The organism is Cupriavidus sp. D384 (assembly GCF_001652915.1).
Taxonomy (GTDB): domain Bacteria; phylum Pseudomonadota; class Gammaproteobacteria; order Burkholderiales; family Burkholderiaceae; genus Cupriavidus.
Genome location: NZ_BBQI01000012.1, coordinates 38499 through 54372, shown reverse-complemented (window position 1 = coordinate 54372; position 15874 = coordinate 38499). Strand labels below are relative to the sequence as shown.

The window sequence follows — 15874 nt, the reverse complement described above, 5'->3', positions numbered from 1 at the left end:
GCTGCTTTGTGCGTGTTGTCGATCCTGACGCACCACACGGCGGGCCCCGGCGGATCCCTGATGATCTCGAGACTGTGCTTCGGCATGTCATAGCGCTGGGCATTACGCTGCTCCATTTCGACGCGGATGCAGATTGCCTTGTCGGCTTGCCGCTCTTTGATTGGTAGCTCAGTACTACCAGTTCTTTCACCCATCGGGGGCATAGCCCATTGGGTCTGTGCCTCTTCACCCCAGGAGCGCACAGCCCCACTGCCACCCACACGCCTACGCATGCACCAAGCCGCCCTCCTCAAAGAGATCGCAGGCCTGCTACACATCATCGGTAGGGGGATGATGCGCATACGGATGGGAACCTACCAAATAGGCGGATACCTCCTTAAGGGAGGGAACCCAGACGTCGCCTCGCGCAGTAACCGGCAGAGCTACGTCTATACGGACTATTTTCGCAACATCGGAGAGCTCGGGGCGCACCTGCTCGATGCCTATGGGGTCAGCAAGTACGAAGGGATGACGCCGGATTAGATCGCCCAGTGGGAAGTAGCTTACGTACAGGCCAGCTATACCTCGGTCAGGCCGTGGGCGTTGCTATGCCGCGGGCCAGCGCAGGGGTAGCCCCATTTCTCGATCGCGAAACACCTCAACCGGGTTCGTCGTGCGCCCCTTGCCTCCCCTCATGCCCGCCCTGGACTGGCACTCAGTCCTTGGGATAGACCTTCTCCCGCATCTCTTCGCTCCGCGTTGCCTTGAGCACCGATTCCTTTTCCTCAAGCAGCGTCCCGTCTGGCGCGAAGACAAAGGAAGCCGTCCGATCCTGCGTCAGAGTGCCGTTGCACATCAGGGTGGCCTGTACCTTGTAGTGATTCACGTCCTGGCCGGCGATGTGGCTATACGTCTCCATACAGCCGTTTCGATTCAGGAAGCCGGTGACGGTGTCCGCCTTCTCGTCATAGAAGAACGTGAACTGAGTGTTGTCCGGATAGCGAACAGTCTGGAGATTGCGGCCGGGGCTATACGAGAGCTCATAGCGCTTCCGCCAGGCGTTGTCGATCGCTGCCAACTCGCCATCCTTCACCTCGAACTGAGCCTTGTAACCGCCGCTGCTGCTGACGCTCTGAAGAGCCGCCCCCTGGTAGGAGAAGGTGATCGCGCCATCGGACGGCCCGGTAATCGACTGCACCCGGCCGTCCGCGCCGAGTTGAACGGGCATGCCCGCAACCGAGGTCAGATTCCCATCCCAGTCGTAGGTCTTGGAAGGGATAGCCATGCCCGGTTGCCAGACCTCGATCTGTTTTACGCCGAGCCGGACGGTCTCATACGTCGAAGGACTGGTGAGCTCAACCGGTATCGCGTTCTTAGCCAGGTCACGCAGCGGGCGTCCCTGGGCCGAAGCCCGGAAGTTGGCCTCCACCTCGAATCGATTCGCATCCCCGATCTCCTTGCGCGACCCACAGTTCTCGATAGTGATCGCCTGCCCGTTGATCACCGCTCGGGTCTCAAGGTCGATGTGAACGTCCTTGCCGCCGTCCTTGACGTGGATGGCGTTGCACCAGCCCAGCCCAAGGGAGTTGCTATAAAGCGTCCTTGACTTGTACTCATGAACGACGGTCGCCCAAGGCATCGATAGGGAGGCGAGTTCATAGGTGGCTTCGAGACGGCGCAACTCCACCTTAACGCCCAGCGCGTGAGCCGAAGAGATCAACGTGAGGAAGGAGGCAGCCGCCAAAGTCTTGATCATTTTCATTCTGTGACCTTTCCAGTTTTTGTGTATCCCTCAGAGGAGTACTGCACCCGCCAGGTTACCCCCTCGCCTTTGACTTTCAGCGTGCCGGGACCATTCGGCCGGCACCGCATGTTGGAATATTCACAGCCACCTTCATAGCGATCCGTCGGGTCGTCGTCGACAAGACGCAGCTCGCCGTCGCGGACATCCACGAGGTACCACGATCGGTCAGCGGATCTATAGAACGCGCGAAAATCGATGGTTTTCGTAGTACCCGTCGTCGTATCGTAACCAACGCGTCGCACAGAGCACAGAAAGTCTCGACCATCAACTGTGCAAGCTGTTGAAAGAAAGGGTTTTGCGATGTCGTCCCGAAAGTCTGGAGCCGTGATTCCGTTCAAGCCCCCGCCAAATGAGATCTTTTCCGCTTCCAGCGTGAGCAGAGAAGCATAGAAGTCGAACGGCGAGACTCCACGCGTGAGGGCCGGTTCGATGTCACTACCAAAACGGGCACGGAGGTACGTCACGAAGCGCGGATCCAATGTCGGCGCATAAGGATAATCAATGGAGCTTCCGCCCGAACCAGAAGATTGGGCTGCGCGGCCTTGTTCGAAGGCCCAGTACCTGGCGATCTCTAACCCTTTCGCGGCGAGATAGAAGAGATCATCTTGCTTGTTAATGTCGACCGCAGAGATTCGCGTCAACCTCGCCCCTATGTCTCCGCAATAGAGACCCATTCCAGTCGCTTCCGCTGCTGCAGCTACCGCGGGTGCGAAGTCGTCGTCGTCAGTGTCTTTGCCAGATCGGACTCGGTTGAGAGAGAGCCCATTGGTGTACACCGTGTGAAGCACTCGCGCGCGCAAGGGGGGAACTCCGTCGGCCAGCTTTGTCTTGACAGCGATGCACATACCCTTCTCAGCAACAACTAGACTGGCCCTTTGTCCCTTCTTCGAGAGGAAGTGAGCTAGATCGCTGTCTGATGGCAGCGCGGGTGCGGGGGGCGGATGAGTATGGACCGCCGCTAGCGCCTCGCCATCGCAAGTGAACTTGTTGTACCTCACTTCGATGCTTAACTCATCGCCGTATTGAATGCCCCCAAATTCCCACGTTCGACCGCCCACTCCGGTCGCCCCAGCCGCCTCTATGGTCTGGCGGAGGTCCTTCTCCATCGCGGCAAATTTCTCCGGCGTCAACTGGTTCCTTGTCGCCATCAGATTCGCGTAGGCCTTCATCGCCTTATCACGGTCGTTCGTACGCGCTTGCGCACGAAGCGACAGGCACGCCGCCAACTCGCCCTTCCGAGTTGCCGCCTTCGCCTTGATCGTTCGCAGCCCTCTTACCCAGCCCTCAGGAAGTTCGAAGTATTTAGGCAGGTCCGCCGGGCTTTGCGCCACCGTAAGACCGCTTAACAAGGACTCGAACTCCGACCACGTCTGGTTCGCTGTAGTCTGCGCATAGGCGCTTATGGCAAGCATCAAGTGTGCTGCGATGCACAATTTGGGAAATTGACCCATAACTTCTCCCTTTTCTCTTGTTGTCATGACCCGCAGCGAGTCTAGCAGTTGGCAATTTTGACCGCTCGGCCACTATCCACGCAAAAAACCCTTTCGCCCGATGTCGAGGCGAGGAGGGAATCCCGGCTACTGAAACAACGCTTAGCACACAAGGCCGTACCGCGTTCGCGATGCTGAGCGTAAAGGTGCCGTCAACATAAGTAGTTGCGGCCCCCGACCCCGCCGCACACTTTGCCTCAACGGTTGCCCCTGCCAGGGCTGCGCTCGTCGCCGAGATCCATCCGACTGGATACCTTTTGCTAACTGTTGCTGGCGGTCAAAGTCGCTGTTAATATTTCTCCACCTACCGCGTCTGAGACGCATCGACACTTCCGGTTGTATAGCCGGACAGCTTTTTTCTTCTCCCACCTACGGGCCTTCCTGCCCGTGGGCATGTTGGCCCTATTTTCATCGAGGCCATCATGTTCAAGCGCATCGTTTCGCTTTTCCTTTGCTCGGTCATCTTCACTGGCTGCGCTGTCCAGCAGACGTCTCCGAATGCCTATCGCAGCTCGGAAGCCCTGCGTACCGGCGCCGTGGAAGTCGTCACCGTCGTCCGTGTCCGCCAGGTCACGATCGTCGACAGTGATGGCTACACGTCGGCCAACAGCGGCATTCCGGGTGTTGTTGGGGCGGTCGTAGGCGGTTTGCTCGGCGCACGAGTCATCGGCGGTGGTAACGGTCGTTACGTTGCCGGCGCGATGTCCGGCACGGTGTCGGCGGTTGCCGCGCAAGCGGTGGCCAGCCACATGAACCGCCGCAACGGCCTGGAGGTCATTGTCCGCAAGGAAAATGGCAGCCAGATCGCCGTCACGCAGGATGCCGACCAGCAGTTCGTCACGGGGCAGCAGCTCTATCTCGTGGCGTCTGGTGGCGGTTACCGCCTGACGCGTTAAGCGGGCCCCAGTCGGCGCCCCAGATTCCTTCACCTTCCCCGCACGGAGACCCCGTGCGGGGCTCCCTGCGTCCATCGGAGCAATGTATGCCGCCCGTGGCAGACGCACCTTCCAAATTCTCTCCTGTCCTCACCGAAGGCAAAACGGTTGACGAGGTTGTTCAACAGATCTACGCCCGCCTCCGTAGCACGGAGCTGGAGCCGGAATGGATCGATGCCGCCAACTTCCCGGGGGACGGCAACGAAGCCCTGTATGGCCCGAAACCGGATCGACCGTGGCCCGAACTCGGCCCACGCGATCGTCTCGCTGTCTATCTGCAGCGAGGGTTCTCTGAAGGCTGGATCGTCTATGTCGACCACATCGGCTATGCCGGTGAGGCGCCAAGCCGCACGACAGCCCTGCAGAAGCTCCTGGTCGGCAAAACGTTGTCCCAACAGCATGGCTGGGATCTCGTTCGCGCGATCAGCAAAATGCTCGATGTCACCTGACATCGCCGCGTGCTGGCCCGAGAGGGCTTGCCCAAGCCTTCGGGCTTCGGCAAGCCGTTTTCACCCGCGTCACTGACGCATCGACCCCCGTCCGGCATCGCCGGACTACCAACCCAGCTGGGACAACCGTCCCGTTGGGGAAGGATGTCCCGTCCTTATCCAGGATATCCATGAAAATCCCCAAATCCTTTACCCGTCGACATCCGTCGACCAACACTGCGGCATGCCAGGCGATTCGTCGAGACGCTTGCCGCGTTTTGCGCCGTGTCGCTGGCGACATGGCGTTGCGCCCACGTGATTTCACGATCCGCGAGCATCGCCAGCGTCGTCGCGACGTCGACGTGTTCGCGTTGCACACCGACTCGTTGCTGATCGAGATCCAGCATCCTGCTGGCGCAGAAGGTGGTGTGCTCATGTCCTACCGGACATGCCGCGGCCGCAATGACCTCACCGGTGGCCGCGACAATGCAGTCAGCGTCGAATCACTGGCCAGCGAGCAAGGCTATGCCAATCTGGTTGCTACGCTCCGCGTGGTGGCCGGACGTCGCAGCTAGGAGGCCCGATGTCGACACTGATTAAAGTGACGTTTTCGGCGACTTCCGGCGAGGAGGTCTCTGGGAAAGCGCAGATCGACCGCGCGCAGGGAATCGTTACGCTCCCCGCCCGGTTTTCGATTTCGATCGAACGCGCCAAAAGTGCCGGCGAACGCTTTGAGATCGTCGCGCATGACAATGGATACAAGTATCCGCTAGTGCATCAGGATGCCGATCGTTACGCACTTGCAACCACCGCCCGTCGCCGGGATGGCTTCTTGCATCAGGCTTGGCGGGCCATTACCGAGCCGCATAAGGACCAGCGCCAGCAGTATGGCCGGTTCGCGCATACCCTCTCGGCGGCGGCGCTGATCGGCTTCGCAGGCTACCTTAAGTCGATGCCAGCCTGGTCCTGGCACGCCGCATGGGAGCTCTTCTGCTTTTTCCTGTGCGCTGCGGTATTATTCGTTGTAGGCGCAGTCCTTTCCAAAGGAGATTAACCATGTTCGGTGTCGCACTTCTCGTCCTGACTGGCGCGATTTCCGCGTTCTTGCTTTGGGCAGACCGCAACGGTCGTCGTGTCCACAAGGACTGAAGCCAATCCCTTCTCAGGAGCCGATTCGTCGGCTCACCGCTTGAACGCATCCCTTGGGATGCGTTTTTTCTTTTCCACCCCACACGGGCGCCGTCCCGTCGGGACGTCTCCCCACCAAAGGAGTATCCCGATGAACCGTACCGTCTATGGCGCAGGCCTGGCCAGTCATCCCGCTGGCGTGCTTCTGTGCGCCAGTGTCTATTCCACCAATCTTCGCCCCGCGATCTCGCTGGTCTGCGCTGACGACGAAATGCCCTATGGCGTGCTGTCGGTGAACCTGCCGGACGCTAATCTTGCCGATGACGAGATTCTCGTTACGGGCGATTGGAATCTGCCCACCGATCTCAAGGCTGCATTGCTTGAGACCGGCAAGTTTGTGCAGACCGGCCGGTGGAATCAGGTCGGCTTTGACCGCGGCGACGTGTGGCGCATTGCCGACGCCGAAATCCTTGCGGAGGTTGCGGCGGCACGAGTCGTTGCCAGTCGCGCAAAAGCTGCGCGGCGTACTGCCTCCTTGGCCTGACCTTTCCCTTCACGTTTAACCCTTGCGGGCCCATCCCGCAAGGCGATGGGTCTTGGGGAGCTATCCATGCCCATCACCATCGACGGAACCGGCCTCGCCGGTTCGCCTGGCCCTCTGCGCATCGCGGTGGAGCTGTACGCGGTGAACGACCGCGCTGCGCTGTCGCTGATCGAATCGAGGACCGGCGAACTCTACGAGACCTTCACTAGCAACGTTCCCGGCGAAACGCTTGCAGGCGATGAGGTGATTGTCGGCTTGTGGCGCCTGCCTATGTCCACCGTGGTGGCGCTGCTCGATTCGGATTGCTTCGAACCGATTCGCACGCTCGCCGTAGGCAACGCCCGCGGTGCCGTCTGGCGCATCACTTCCAAGGAACTGTTGCAGGCGATTCACGACGCGAGAGCGGCAGAGCCGGCATAACCGGCATCACCATTCCTTCCAACCCTCTCGGGGCATGTCCCCGAAGGGGCATGCTCCGTACTGGAGCCTTCCATGTATGTTATTCACATCGGCCAGCGTGCCGAGCATCGCACGACGCTCGCCGGCGTGCTGCAGTACCTGAACGACGATCGCGACGGCAAGGCCGTGCCGCGCGTCGAAGATATCGCAGTGCGCCATGTGGAACGTGGTGTGATTCCTGTCGAGCGACTTGCCAGCGGCAATTTTGCCGTGCGGCCGGCCGGCACCCGTCGGGCGATCCTTTCTCTGATCCTCGATGAGGTCGATCGCTTCATCGTTCGTGTGGGCGGCAAGATCCTGCGTCCGCATGAGATGAGCCGGGCCGCGTGGGGCGCCGTGGTGGCCGCCGGCCGCCTGGCGTACTTTCCTGCTGAAGCCATCGACATGTCCCAGGACGATGCGGGACCGCTCTTCCAGACGGTGGATCTCTTCGAGGAGCAGGGCCCTTTCGACATTGCCGACTTCGTTTGCGGCGAGTTCATCCGCCGGTTTGGCTATGGCACGAATGGCCCCCTGTACCACCCCGCTGCGAGTCCAAACTGCCGTCACGAAGTCCATGTGGCCTACGCGCTGATGCGTGGCGAGAAGGTACGCGACTGCATCATCAACACCTATCGCGACAATCCGCACCATGTCCGTTCTGAGTTCTGGATGCGCCCGTTGATCGAAGTGCCAGCGCTGCGCGGGGCCTTGTCGCCCAGCGTGCTGCAAGCGCTCTGCCAGACAATGCGTGGCGAGAAGCTGGAGATCACGACGCACAACGCCGGCAAATTGATCGCCGCGCTACGGGATGTGCCAAGCGACGGCCATGCTGTGCATGTCGATGATGCGCTGTTTGCAGCCGGCATCCTGATGCCGCGCACCATGCCGACGCCCAAGCCTATGGAGGGAGAGAACGCTCAGCCGGCAACGAAGCTGGCGGAGCGAATCCGCACCCTGGTTTGCCAGCGGCAATATCAGGCGTCCATTGAAAGGGCGACCGCAGATCGCGAAGCGTTCAACATCAGCCAACGCGAGTTTGACCGGCAGACACGTGCGGCGGCGATCGACCGTGACACGCATGGCTACGAATGGGCCAACCGGGTCGCGCTTGCGGTCATGGAGCGCAATGTCGCGGCAGTGCTGCAGATCTTCGACAGCCCTAAAGACTGGAACACCGAGTCCAAGCGCGCACTGCGCGAGGAATACGGTGTCGACGTCTTGCAATGTGCGGCTGCTGAGCGGCGGCGGCGCCTTTTTGAGCTCTGCGGGTTCTCAGAAGCAGAGCAGGCACAGTGGGAAGCGAACGAAGCCATCGACAAAGCACGCAAGCGTGCGGAACGTCAGATGGCCGATGCGAAGTCGCTGGCAGAAGGCACGACCTACCGACTCGAGACCGGGCAGACCATGAACGGGCGCGAGTATGTGGACCTCTGCATCGATGCCGGCTTCTCCCAGCTCATTGACGAGCGGCGGGGTAACGTCACGCGATACCGTATCTACGATCCGGTGAAGCGCGTGTCGCGGCCGTTGCGAGCAAAAGACGGCACGCTCGATTATGCGCGGGCACGCCTCACGAACGCCGTACCTGCGTTTGCTTAACCGTCACCCCCGGCCATGTTGGCTGGGGGCTTTTCTTAAAACAGCTATGCAAATGCCGAGCATTCGGCGGCTGCGGTGCGCCGCTTTCGCGATAGCCTTATCGACACCGACAAAGCTCTGTTTGCACTGAAAGCCGTTCAGTCCAAACCGAGTTTTACCCGCGTCCTTCGACGCATCGACCCAAACGCCGGCATGCCGGCCATCTCTTGAAACCGCCCCACAGGGACTGCTCCCTGATGGGACGGATCCGTGGGCATCTCTGTGATTCCCATGCATACCACCTCGCAGTAGCCACACGGCGCGTTGTCATTCGTCGCCGCTGGCGGTGATGGCAAGGCGTCCTCCCTCGATCGCGCCCATGCGCGGTCGTCATTCTCATCTTCCCTTCTTTCCATTCCCGATCCTCAGCGCAGGCTGTCGGTCGTGCTTTCCATACTAGGAGCATTTTCATGTCCCATCTCGTTCAAACCATGGCTTACGCCGGCGCAACTCCCTGGCATGGCCTGGGAAACCATCTGGCCGAGCATCAGCCGCTCGAAGTCTGGGCAGAAGCCGCCGGCATGAACTGGCGCATCGAGGAGACCAACGTGATGTACCGCGTTGGCTCCCATGATCTCGACCCGATCAAATCGTTCCCCGAGCAGAAGGTGCTGTACCGCTCCGACAACGGCAAGCCGCTGTCGACGGTGTCCCAGCGGTACCAGGTTGTGCAACCCGCTGAAATCCTTGAGTTCTACCGCGACCTTGTTCAGGTGGGCGGCTATCAGTTGGAGACGGCCGGCGTGTTGAAAGAGGGCCGCAAGCTGTGGGCGCTCGCACGCACGGGGCAGTCGGGGATGCTCAAGGGCGGCGACGAAGTCCGTGGTTACCTGCTGCTCGCGACGGCGTGCGATGGCACGCTCGCGACCACGGCGCAGTTCACCTCGGTCCGCGTGGTGTGCAACAACACCCTGCAAATCGCCCTGGGCAGGAATCGTGGTGCGGTGAAGGTGCCGCATCGGAGCCAGTTCGACCCGCGCGCCGTTAAGGAGGAGCTCGGCATTGCCATCTCGTCGTGGGACGGCTTCCTGGCCAACATGCATAGTCTGGCGGACCGTAAGGTCAGCCAGACCGAGTCCGAGCGGTTCTTCCAGCGGCTCTTCACCTATTCGTGGGCCAAGGATGATGCGGACGCGCCCGCGAGGATGAACGAGCGTGGTTTGAAATCCGTGCTCAACCTCTTCGATGGCGCAGGTCGTGGCGCAGCGCTGGAATCAGCTTCGGGCACCGCCTGGGGCTTGGTGAACAGTGTCACCGAGTACGTGGACCATCAAAAGCGTGCACGCTCTTCGGGTAACCGTCTCGATTCGGCATGGTTCGGTGCCGGCGCGACGCTCAAGCAGCGCGCATGGGACGCAGCCCTCGAGCTCGCGGAAATTGCTTAAGGCAATCAACGTCGAGCGATTCTTCTATTCACCCTAAAGCGATCCCCTCCAGTGCCGTTGGCAGGTACTGGAGTGGTCGTTTCAGGTCTTAAAGCCCCGGCACAGCCCGGGGCTTTTTTCTTTTGCTCGTTGCCATGTTCCACATTGACTTCTACACACGATATCCGCGTTGGCTTTTTCGCGGAGACGATGCCGCGATAGCCAGGCTACGGGGCGAATACGTTTGCCGTAGCACGGCGGGGAACAGGGTGCAGCGAGTACGGGAGCGACTCGTGCACCAAACCGTTGAGATCTCCAGCCTGGAGAAGGACCAGTTCTCAGGCCTCTACACCGCGTGGCTCGTCGAGGCCCGCGATCGCCTGACGACCCTCAGCTACGACACCTGGATGGACCTGCGATTCCAGCAGAACCAGGGTACTTCCGCGACCTTCAGTCAGGGCGCAGTTGTCTTTGACCTGATACATGGGGTGCTTTACGAAGTCAGAGGCAAACGCCTCCGCCGCATCTTCCGTGTACAGTTGGATGGAAACTTTCCCTATCTATCGTTCAGGGATCCCGGAAACGCGATTGATTTTCCGTGGATCACATTCCCTGGTGTTTTCACGCAAGCAGAATTGATGACGCTGCGGCGTGTGCATTAAGCAAGAAGGCCCGACACCAGTGTTGTCGGGCCTTTTGCTTTTGAAAGAAGGGTCTCAGACCGCCGCTTTCGCCATTTTTGAAAGGAACATGTTCCTCAAGGACTCGGGCTGGGCGTCCCTGTCTCGTCGATACGGATGGAGGAGGCCCCCTCGTTGGAGGGGGATGGTGGCACATAGCCCACCGCAGGTACCCGCGTAATGGAGCTGCCCTCGAGCGTCACGTTTTCACCGAGACGGATGGTGCCCGCATAGAAGATGCGACCGATCACCCGCCCGTTGATCCTGAGGGAGGCACGGCTCTTGACGTCGCCTTCAACGGTCCCGTCGATGATGATGTGCTCACCCTCAACGTCCCCGTGCACGACACCTCCACGGCCGATATGGAGAAGGCCGTGGGTCGCTCTGACGTTGCCGGTAACGAGGGCAAGGCAGGTGAAGCCGTCCTCGGATACGAGGTCGCCGTGAATGCTCATGCCGGCGCGCAGGACGCTGAAAGTTGGAGTACTGGTCATTGGCGCTCTTAGAACAGTTTGATATCGCGGGCGGAGGCGGGCTGCTGCGAGACAGCAGGGCGGGGGCTCTGCGCAGGCGCAATGGGCGCAGCAGCCTTTGCCGGCGCGGAACTCGACGCGGCAGCGGCCTTTGGCGGGGGCGAGGACACCTTAGGCGGCTCCTGCGCGGGTAACGTGATTTTCGCGGTGTCGGCAGCGGACGCTGGCGTCGCAGTGGCGGATCTAGGCACAGCGGCGGCCGCGCTGGCCGCGTCAGTGCGCACTGGCCACTCGTGCGGTGCGGAGCCCGACTGCGCATCGATGGGCGCCGCGGGCGTCGGTTCGGGCGCGCTCACGACTGCCGAAGGTTGCGCATTCTGGCCACGGGCGTCGCGCTTGCCCATCGAGCTACCGATGAGGAACATAGCGGCCGCGCCGACCGCGAATACGACGGCCCACAGGGCTCGCGGCGTTACGGACTTGCCACCGCCGGTAGAGGCAGAGATGCCATCAGCGCCAGAGGCGCTCGTCCCGTTGCCCAGTCGAAACTGCGAGGGCGCCGTGCGGGCCGGCGAGTGCGAAATGTCGATGGTCAGGGTGGGTTGGGCGTACTGAGCATGCAATTGCTCGATCTCGCGCATGTCCATGGGTCTAGTTCCGGGGAGAGTTGAGGAGGGTGCCATCCGGAGCGAACCTGTCGGTGTCCGGGATGCACAGTTGCTGGATGGCTTTGATTCGTTTGGCGGCGACCGCGGTGGTGTTCTCACGCGCCTCAGCGGGGATGGATTCGCAGTTCACGCCGTAGAGGGTCTCGGCAAATAGCCTGTCGTACTGCATGAGCAAGCGAAGCAGGCGGCCGGCAAAAGAGTGCGAGACCTGGACTTCCCGGCTCTCGTAGAACAGTGGAATCTCGACCTGGTCCTTGCTGCCAATCCACTCCAATGCCTTGGCGTACCATCCCTCTGCATCTCGAAACGCCTCATCGAGCGCCTTGACCTTCCCGCCGCGCGCGACGACAAACTTGGACGAGCAATAGTAAAAATGCGCGTCCAGGAAGTCACGAGCGAACTTGGAGCAGTATTCGTGTTGGGTGGCGGACGCCGTTGCCGGTGTTAGTCGGCTAAGGCGTTCCTCGCTGTTCAGGCGCTCAATGGGCCTGAGCCCAGTGATGGGTTTCTTGGGCGGATCTTGTTCGGCCATTTGTCCATGTCTTTGGATGCTCTCTCAATCGAAATTGTCGGACAAGAACGGACACCACATGACTTTGAAAGCTACGCGAAATAGGCGAGCATTCGCCAGTTTTGAAAGAAAGTCCTGTGCCACAATGCTTTCACACCTAGCGTCACTGACGCATCGACTCTGACTCCTGGCGAGTCCATCTCTTTGTTCAAGTCGTGCATTTGCGCACGCGCCGACTGGTTGGCTACCAGTGTGGATATCTCTTGTGCTAAGTGTTTTCGCCGAACACTTCCCCTCATCAGCTCGTAATACGCGTTCCTCGCTGTGCCTCCTTATGAGTGCACGCTGGGACACCGTTCGAGCCTGGGACCATGTGGAGCTCTCTCAAAGGCCCCTCCTAGGCAGAACGGCAGACGTCGAGCCGATCCGTGAACCTGCGGCCGAACCTGTGGGTTCGCGAAAAGGGTTGTTGTGCAGCGTGACCATGCTGCACGAGGGCGACTTTACGTCCTCAACATAGAGCCGCGCGCATTAGTGCGCCGCTCCCTGAGTGCCACGCCCCCGGAAGGGGCGTGGCAGTTCGGGTTCCTGCCATCAAAGCTCGCTGCCGGCGCAAACCGGGGCGGGCTTTTTTTGTTTCTGGATGAGAGACCTCGATTCCAGGAGCAATTCATGCACCACCAGAACGCCGAGATTTCCGCCGCGATCGCGGCCACGCTGGATCTGCGCCGTCCCGAATACCGGGACATGCCGCAGGCCTGGCGCTCCCTTTGTGAGGCGGCATATGTCGCCAGTCTTCCGGAAGCCGCACGCGCGGACTTCCTTAATCGCGTAACGACCCAGCGCGGGGCCGACACAGCCCTGCGCCTTCGGGAGCATGCTGCGTCCATCCGGGCAAAAGTCGTTCAATTCCTGGACAGGAGAAACGCATGCATGCACCCATCAGCTACAGCGAGCCCGGCGGACGCCGAAGCCTGCTAGAAGAGCGGCCCATGCGGCCGCCCATCATTGGCAAAATCCGGCCCGGCATGAAAGTCCTGACGAAGGCTGCCCGGGACCGAGAACAGGCCGTAAAGATCCACGATGCGCTTCTTGCCCGCGGCGAGAGTTTCGAGCGCATTGGTGCCGAGATCACCCGTGCGACCGGCATCAAAACACCCTTGGTTCCCAAAAACGTCCCGTGGTTCACCTGCCGCGGCTCCGACTTCGCCAACCCTGCCGTGGCCGACAATATTGTCCAGCGCTACGGTGAGGATCGTGGCGATGGCAATGGACACCGCCTCTGGCGATTCCCCGTTGTCTTCGCGTTTGACGATTGGCTGAGCAACATGCCGAACCAACTCGTGTCGTGGACTAAAAGCGGTCGGCAATTCTTCTCCGAGTACGGTCCCGACGGCATGCGCTACTGCAAGATGTACGCGCCGGCAGTTCGTGATGAGCGGGCCAACCGGGCGAAGCGCGCTTGGGGCGGACGCAAGATCATCCTGCGCCAGGACGAAGCGATTCCGGACGGCATCTGCGACCCTCAAGAATGTCCGCAGTATCAGACTGGTCATTGCAGCCTCTCGGCCAGCTTCTTCTTCGCGATCCCGCATATCTCTGGCCTCGGCCTCATCGAAATGCCAACCACGTCCATTTACGTTTTGCAGAAGGCGCATGCCGCCATGCAAACCGTAGCGATGGCCCGCGGCGGCAGGCTCGTCGGCGTCAAGTTCTGGATGTCCAAGCAGGAGATCGAGATCAGTCGTATTGACGACACCGGCATGCCGGTGCGCCAGATGCAATGGCTCATCACCCTGGATGCCGAAATCGATATTGCGGCGTTGCTCGATGGCTCGGACCGGCGCCCGCCGGCTCTAGAGTTGGCGGAACAGGCGGTCGCTATGCTCGAAGGAGACGGTGAAGTTCCTCTGCACGTCGATGCCGGTGCCACTGATGACCCGCACGTCGGATCGTCGGAGGTTGGTGTCGATCAGCCCGCTGGGCCGGCGCTCGCATCCGGTACGGAATCGGGTAACCAGGACCTGGAGAGCGAGTATCTCGATCTTGTGCAGCGTCTTGGGCTCAATAGCGAGGATGGCACCCGACAACTGAAGGCCTTCGCAACGGCGACCTTTGGGCGCGGTTGGTCCAAGCGCGATCAGGATGTGCAACGGTTCTTGGATGAACTGCGCACCGCCCTGGGTAATCCGATGGCTTTCCGCGAGCAGGTGGCGGCCATCGCTGCTGACGTCGCTACGTAACATCGCCAGCCTTGTGCCGGCAGTTGAGGGAAGCCTATGGGCTTCCCTTTTTCCTTCTTGCTGCATGCCGGCACATTCCCTTGGAGGTTCCATGATGCTCAACGAAGGCGAAAGCCTGCTTGCAGCGCATTTCTCTGATTTGCACTATTCACCCGGCCACTTGGCGGAGGCGGATCGTTGTTTTGGCTTTGCGGTAGAGGACGCGATCGCAAGTCGCTGCCATGTAGCCGTCGTATCGGGTGACTCGACGGATCACAGGCTTGATGCGCACACGCCGGCGCTCTCTGCGCTGGCACGGCGGGTCCACCAGTTGTCTGCCCACATGCCTGTCCTAATGTTGCAGGGCACTTTTAGCCACGAACCGCCCGGCACGCTGGATCTGTTTCGACTGATCGGTGCAAGTCGCCCCGTGTACGTCGCGGATCGGATTCACCAGGTCGCACTCATTGGCGAGGCGTTCTTTCCGAGCGATGGCGCGATTTTCAGCCATGCGGAAATGGACCGCCTGCTGACGCTGCACGGTTTGCCGGAAGTCGTCTTCACCTGCGTGCCGACGGTCAACAAGGCCGTCTTGGCGGCCGCTGCCGGCGTGGCGAACGCTGCGACGGCGGTTGGCGACCACCTGGCTAACTATCTGGCAGCTGCGGGCGCTGTGAATCGTCAATGGCGGTCACAGGGCATTCGTACGATCGGTGTTTCGCACGGTACCGTCAACGGTTGCCAGACGGAGCACGGCGTGCCGATGGCTGGACTCGACCAAGAGTTCACCATCGGCGCGCTGTTCGATGCTAACTGCGATGGCTTCATGCTCGGGCACATTCATCGTGCCCAGCAGTGGGAACGTGAGGGCAGGGTGGTTGCCTATCCGGGCTCAATCGGACGGTTCCACTATGGCGAGATCGGCGCGAAAGGTTATCTGCAGTGGCAGGTTTCACCGGGGCAGGCGGTAGCTACCCAAGTGAAGACGCCGGCAAGCGAGACCGTATGCATCGACTTCGACGGGCCGCCTGACATGGCAAAGCTCGCGGAGATGGCCACCGACGCTGCGCACAAGTACGTGCGCGTGCGCTGGACGGTCAACGAGGAGCATCGCCAGTTAGTGGATCGCGACGCCATCGAGGCGCTCTTTGGCGCCAGTGCGGAGGTCAAGCTCGAAGCGCGCGTGCTGCCTGCGGTTCGCAGCCGCGCCGAAGGCATCAGCCGGGCCGCAACATTGTCCGAGAAGCTGGGGCGATGGTGCGAGTTGACCGGCACCGATGCAAATCCGTTGCTGGACAGTCTGTCGATGCTGCAGAACCTCGATGCACAGGTGATTGCCGATCAAGTGCTTGCTGGCCTTGCTGAGATGCCCGTCCCGGCTACCCAGGAGGTGAACGCTGTGAAAGCTGCTGCGCTGCCCTTCATTGCGAAACTGCGGGAGTTGGAACTGGATGAAGCTGTTTCCGCGCCAGATGCGACACCTGCTGTCTCGGTAACGGAACCTGCACCACCCATCTCGACCGCGGTCACGCCGATGAACTGGCTGACCGACGATCTTTTCGCGTAGCA

At 60.8% G+C, this 15874-nt stretch carries 17 protein-coding genes; 12 read left to right on the top strand and 5 right to left on the bottom strand.

Going from position 1 to position 15874, the window contains the following annotated elements:
• Nucleotides 1-694: 694 nt before the first annotated feature.
• A complete protein-coding gene (locus A9J21_RS05845) occupies nt 695-1741 on the bottom strand; it encodes a hypothetical protein (protein ID WP_156545698.1) in 1047 nt (348 codons plus the stop codon).
• Entirely contained in the window at nt 1738-3234 is a 1497-nt protein-coding gene (locus A9J21_RS05840) for a hypothetical protein (protein ID WP_156545696.1), read from the bottom strand. Before A9J21_RS05840 ends, A9J21_RS05845 begins: the two co-directional genes overlap by 4 nt.
• Before the next feature lie 461 nt (nt 3235-3695).
• Between A9J21_RS05840 and A9J21_RS05835 the strand changes: the two genes are divergently transcribed.
• The 9 genes from A9J21_RS05835 (at nt 3696) to A9J21_RS05795 (ending at nt 10413) form a co-directional block, all read left to right on the top strand.
• Nucleotides 3696-4169 (top strand): glycine zipper 2TM domain-containing protein, encoded by a 474-nt coding sequence (locus tag A9J21_RS05835; RefSeq protein ID WP_066732851.1) that lies wholly within the window; start codon nt 3696-3698, stop codon nt 4167-4169.
• Nucleotides 4170-4255: 86 nt separating this feature from the next.
• A complete protein-coding gene (locus A9J21_RS30750; protein WP_082926252.1) occupies nt 4256-4657 on the top strand; it encodes a hypothetical protein in 402 nt (133 codons plus the stop codon).
• A gap of 170 nt (nt 4658-4827) precedes the next feature.
• The gene (locus A9J21_RS05825; protein WP_066732847.1) at nt 4828-5211 is read left to right on the top strand and encodes a hypothetical protein; all 384 of its coding nucleotides are present in this window, start codon (nt 4828-4830) and stop codon (nt 5209-5211) included.
• A gap of 8 nt (nt 5212-5219) precedes the next feature.
• Nucleotides 5220-5690 carry a hypothetical protein gene (locus A9J21_RS05820; protein WP_066732845.1) on the top strand — a complete coding sequence of 157 codons (471 nt, stop codon included), beginning with the start codon at nt 5220-5222 and terminating at the stop codon, nt 5688-5690.
• Between the two features lie 225 nt (nt 5691-5915).
• Nucleotides 5916-6308, top strand: coding sequence for a hypothetical protein (locus A9J21_RS05815; RefSeq protein WP_066732843.1), 393 nt, complete (start codon nt 5916-5918; stop codon nt 6306-6308).
• 66 nt (nt 6309-6374) lie between these two features.
• Entirely contained in the window at nt 6375-6728 is a 354-nt protein-coding gene (locus A9J21_RS05810) for a hypothetical protein (RefSeq protein WP_066732841.1), read from the top strand.
• A gap of 72 nt (nt 6729-6800) precedes the next feature.
• Entirely contained in the window at nt 6801-8348 is a 1548-nt protein-coding gene (locus A9J21_RS05805; protein ID WP_066732839.1) for a hypothetical protein, read from the top strand.
• A 449-nt stretch (nt 8349-8797) separates the two neighbouring features.
• Entirely contained in the window at nt 8798-9772 is a 975-nt protein-coding gene (locus tag A9J21_RS05800; RefSeq protein WP_066732838.1) for a DUF932 domain-containing protein, read from the top strand.
• Nucleotides 9773-10044: 272 nt separating this feature from the next.
• Complete coding sequence (locus tag A9J21_RS05795; RefSeq protein ID WP_231906820.1) at nt 10045-10413, top strand: hypothetical protein; 369 nt, start codon at nt 10045-10047, stop codon at nt 10411-10413.
• 95 nt (nt 10414-10508) lie between these two features.
• On the opposite strand, the gene A9J21_RS05790 is transcribed toward A9J21_RS05795, so the two are convergent.
• The 3 genes from A9J21_RS05790 to A9J21_RS05780 are packed head-to-tail and all read right to left on the bottom strand — an operon-like array spanning nt 10509 to nt 12104.
• Entirely contained in the window at nt 10509-10925 is a 417-nt protein-coding gene (locus A9J21_RS05790) for a polymer-forming cytoskeletal protein (RefSeq protein ID WP_066732835.1), read from the bottom strand.
• Between the two features lie 8 nt (nt 10926-10933).
• Nucleotides 10934-11551: a hypothetical protein gene (locus A9J21_RS05785; RefSeq protein WP_066732833.1), complete on the bottom strand. Its 618-nt coding sequence runs from the start codon at nt 11549-11551 to the stop codon at nt 10934-10936.
• A 4-nt stretch (nt 11552-11555) separates the two neighbouring features.
• Nucleotides 11556-12104 carry a hypothetical protein gene (locus A9J21_RS05780; RefSeq protein ID WP_066732830.1) on the bottom strand — a complete coding sequence of 183 codons (549 nt, stop codon included), beginning with the start codon at nt 12102-12104 and terminating at the stop codon, nt 11556-11558.
• 651 nt (nt 12105-12755) lie between these two features.
• On the opposite strand from A9J21_RS05780, the gene A9J21_RS31890 reads away from it, so the two are divergent.
• The 3 genes from A9J21_RS31890 to A9J21_RS05765 all read left to right on the top strand — a co-directional run bounded on the left by A9J21_RS31890 (nt 12756) and on the right by A9J21_RS05765 (nt 15872).
• Nucleotides 12756-13064 carry a hypothetical protein gene (locus tag A9J21_RS31890; protein ID WP_082926272.1) on the top strand — a complete coding sequence of 103 codons (309 nt, stop codon included), beginning with the start codon at nt 12756-12758 and terminating at the stop codon, nt 13062-13064.
• Nucleotides 13013-14326 carry a hypothetical protein gene (locus A9J21_RS05770; RefSeq protein ID WP_066732828.1) on the top strand — a complete coding sequence of 438 codons (1314 nt, stop codon included), beginning with the start codon at nt 13013-13015 and terminating at the stop codon, nt 14324-14326. The genes A9J21_RS31890 and A9J21_RS05770 overlap by 52 nt, the downstream gene beginning before the upstream one ends.
• A 91-nt stretch (nt 14327-14417) precedes the next feature.
• Nucleotides 14418-15872: a DNA repair exonuclease gene (locus A9J21_RS05765; protein WP_066732826.1), complete on the top strand. Its 1455-nt coding sequence runs from the start codon at nt 14418-14420 to the stop codon at nt 15870-15872.
• Nucleotides 15873-15874: the final 2 nt, after the last annotated feature.

Coding starts and splice junctions, on each gene's coding strand:
- A9J21_RS05845 (WP_156545698.1), bottom strand. CDS start 1,741: ATGAAAATGATCAAGACTTTGGCGGCTGCCTCCTTCCTCACGTTGATC.
- A9J21_RS05840 (WP_156545696.1), bottom strand. CDS start 3,234: ATGGGTCAATTTCCCAAATTGTGCATCGCAGCACACTTGATGCTTGCC.
- A9J21_RS05835 (WP_066732851.1), top strand. CDS start 3,696: ATGTTCAAGCGCATCGTTTCGCTTTTCCTTTGCTCGGTCATCTTCACT.
- A9J21_RS30750 (WP_082926252.1), top strand. CDS start 4,256: ATGCCGCCCGTGGCAGACGCACCTTCCAAATTCTCTCCTGTCCTCACC.
- A9J21_RS05825 (WP_066732847.1), top strand. CDS start 4,828: ATGAAAATCCCCAAATCCTTTACCCGTCGACATCCGTCGACCAACACT.
- A9J21_RS05820 (WP_066732845.1), top strand. CDS start 5,220: ATGTCGACACTGATTAAAGTGACGTTTTCGGCGACTTCCGGCGAGGAG.
- A9J21_RS05815 (WP_066732843.1), top strand. CDS start 5,916: ATGAACCGTACCGTCTATGGCGCAGGCCTGGCCAGTCATCCCGCTGGC.
- A9J21_RS05810 (WP_066732841.1), top strand. CDS start 6,375: ATGCCCATCACCATCGACGGAACCGGCCTCGCCGGTTCGCCTGGCCCT.
- A9J21_RS05805 (WP_066732839.1), top strand. CDS start 6,801: ATGTATGTTATTCACATCGGCCAGCGTGCCGAGCATCGCACGACGCTC.
- A9J21_RS05800 (WP_066732838.1), top strand. CDS start 8,798: ATGTCCCATCTCGTTCAAACCATGGCTTACGCCGGCGCAACTCCCTGG.
- A9J21_RS05790 (WP_066732835.1), bottom strand. CDS start 10,925: ATGACCAGTACTCCAACTTTCAGCGTCCTGCGCGCCGGCATGAGCATT.
- A9J21_RS05785 (WP_066732833.1), bottom strand. CDS start 11,551: ATGGACATGCGCGAGATCGAGCAATTGCATGCTCAGTACGCCCAACCC.
- A9J21_RS05780 (WP_066732830.1), bottom strand. CDS start 12,104: ATGGCCGAACAAGATCCGCCCAAGAAACCCATCACTGGGCTCAGGCCC.
- A9J21_RS31890 (WP_082926272.1), top strand. CDS start 12,756: ATGCACCACCAGAACGCCGAGATTTCCGCCGCGATCGCGGCCACGCTG.
- A9J21_RS05770 (WP_066732828.1), top strand. CDS start 13,013: ATGCATGCACCCATCAGCTACAGCGAGCCCGGCGGACGCCGAAGCCTG.
- A9J21_RS05765 (WP_066732826.1), top strand. CDS start 14,418: ATGATGCTCAACGAAGGCGAAAGCCTGCTTGCAGCGCATTTCTCTGAT.